Origin of the sequence: Chitinophaga sp. (genome assembly GCF_035564935.1) — a bacterium.
GTDB lineage: Bacteria > Bacteroidota > Bacteroidia > Chitinophagales > Chitinophagaceae > Chitinophaga.
Genome location: NZ_DATMTE010000377.1, coordinates 1 through 2,398, shown reverse-complemented (window position 1 = coordinate 2,398; position 2,398 = coordinate 1). Strand labels below are relative to the sequence as shown.

Here is a 2,398-nt window from a genome sequence, read left to right as displayed (position 1 = left end):
TTTGTTAATTGTATAATAGGTTGTTCAGGCGTCATGTCCTTTCTGTTTTTTTACGGTCTGTGCGGACAAAAATAACTAATTAAAAAATAACTCGTTGTGATAATATGGCAAATATCCATCTCTTTAAAACTAAAAAAATAGTTGTTAAACTAATTAATTAGTTTTAACTTGGTTTTCATAACAGAGGATATATGAAACAGCTCACCAAAGCAGAAGAACAGATCATGCAGGCCCTCTGGGAAACCGGCCCTGCATTCGTAAAGGATATTATTGAAGTAATGCCGGAACCCAAACCGCATTACAACACTGTATCCACCCTGGTTAAAATACTGATTGAAAAAGGATTTGTTGACTTTAAAGCCTATGGCAAATCCCACCAGTACTTTGCGCTTATTACCAAAGATGCCTACAGCCACAAAACGGTGAACAACATTGTAAAAGGCTATTTCGACGGTTCCTTCAGTAACATGGTATCCTTTTTTGTGAAAGAAAAAGAACTGAGCATTGCTGAGCTGGAAAAACTGGTACAAAAAATTAAAGCAGCCCAAAAACCTTAGCCATGACAGTTCTGCTCATTTATCTTTCCAAAGTGATCATCTGTTCTGCCGTTTTATACGGTTACTACCATATTGCCCTGCGCAATAACCGTTTCCACCAGTGGAACCGGTACTACCTGGTGCTGATCACCCTGATATCACTGCTCACGCCACTACTGCAGATCCCACTACCGGGGCAGGCACAGGAATCATCCAGGGTGCTGTCGTACACCGCACGTATTGTGGACCTCCGCGAAACCGTAATACCGCCGGCTAACCCGGGAATCAGCTCAGGCGCCATATTCAATACACTGTACATGATTGTGATCGGCTTGTTGCTGATAAGGATACTGGTAAGCGTTTTCCGGATCAAAAGCCTCATCCGCCGCAGCCAGGTACAGGACATTCCTCCTTACCGGTTTGTGAAAAACGAGGATATCAAAGCCCCCTTCTCTTTCTTCAAATATATTTTCTGGGATCATCAAACCTCCCTTAATTCGCCCGAAGGGCAGCAAATATTCAAACACGAACTGGTACACCTGCAGGAGAAACACAGCACAGACAAACTTTTCATGGAGCTGGTAACCGCCGTGTGCTGGATCAATCCGTTCTTTCACCTGATAAAAAGGGAACTGGCACTGGTGCATGAGTTCCTGGCCGATAAAAAAGCAGCGGGAGAAGAAATAGCCGGCTATGCCCAAACCATCCTGCAGATGGCGTTTCAAAGCAAACAATTCAGTATTACGAACGACTTTTTTCACCCGCCAATAAAAAGAAGAATCCTTATGCTGACACAATTCCATACACCCAGGTTCAGTTACCTCCGGCGCATCATGGTGCTGCCGCTGGCCGCGTTCATTTTTTGTTCCCTTGCTTTTGTGGCCGATAAGCGCCCGTCCGCCATTCCGGCGCTCACCGCCACTACCTCCATTGCGCCTGCCCCTGCAACTTCAACTGTTCCCGCACCTGCAGTTGTTCCGGACACCACGCCTGTTAAAAAAGCCACTAAAACGAAAGACAATGTTTACACTTTCGTAGAGCAGCCCCCTTCTTTCCAGGGAGGCGAGGAAGCGCTGGCAAAATACCTTTCCAAAAACATCCGGTATCCTAAAGCTGCAGTGGATAAAAGTATAGCCGGTATTGTTTTCGTTCAGTTTGTAGTAGACGAAAAAGGTTATATCAAAGATGCGCATACCATTGGAAAGAATCCGGGCTTTGGTCTTGCTGAAGAAGGTTTGCGTGTAGTAAACGCAATGCCGCAATGGATCCCGGGCAAACACCAGGGGAAAGCGGTAGCTGTACAGTTTAACCTGCCCATCCGGTTTGTGCTCGATGCAGGTAAACAAACACCTCCACCACCCACCAACTCCGGAAAAACCATTACTTTCCGGCCTTCAGACAACAACAATGAAGTATTCACCTTCGTTGAACAGCCACCACAATTCCCGGGAGGTGAAGAGGCCCTGGCACGCTATCTCAATAAAAATATCCGCTACCCGCAGGAAGCACAGAAAGCCAATGTTAGTGGTACTACCTTTGTACAGTTCATTGTAAATACAGACGGCAGCATCCGAGATATTAAAACAGTAGGTGCAAAAAAAGGGTATGGCCTGGAAGACGAAGCAATCAGGGTGGTTAAGGCCATGCCGAAATGGAAACCGGGCGAACAAAACAAACAGCTTGTAGCAGTACAGTTTAATCTTCCTATCAGGTTTAGTTTATCTAATTAACACAACTATAAACAATCAATGAAGTAGGGCCCCGGTTAACGCCGGGGCTTTTTTGCCTGCAAAGGTTGTCTGACTCAGGATTATGCTGATTTGTTTGATTTGATCATTTTGGATTTTTGAAGGATTCCGGGA

At 45.2% G+C, this 2,398-nt stretch carries 2 protein-coding genes; both read left to right on the top strand.

The genetic code is table 11. From position 1 onward, the window contains the following. Positions 1-191 precede the first annotated feature (191 nt). The gene (locus VN105_RS10020) at positions 192-557 is read left to right on the top strand and encodes a BlaI/MecI/CopY family transcriptional regulator (RefSeq protein WP_142686289.1); all 366 of its coding nucleotides are present in this window, start codon (positions 192-194) and stop codon (positions 555-557) included. A 2-nt stretch (positions 558-559) separates the two neighbouring features. After that, positions 560-2,266 (top strand): M56 family metallopeptidase, encoded by a 1,707-nt coding sequence (locus tag VN105_RS10015; protein WP_325640393.1) that lies wholly within the window; start codon positions 560-562, stop codon positions 2,264-2,266. Positions 2,267-2,398: the final 132 nt, after the last annotated feature.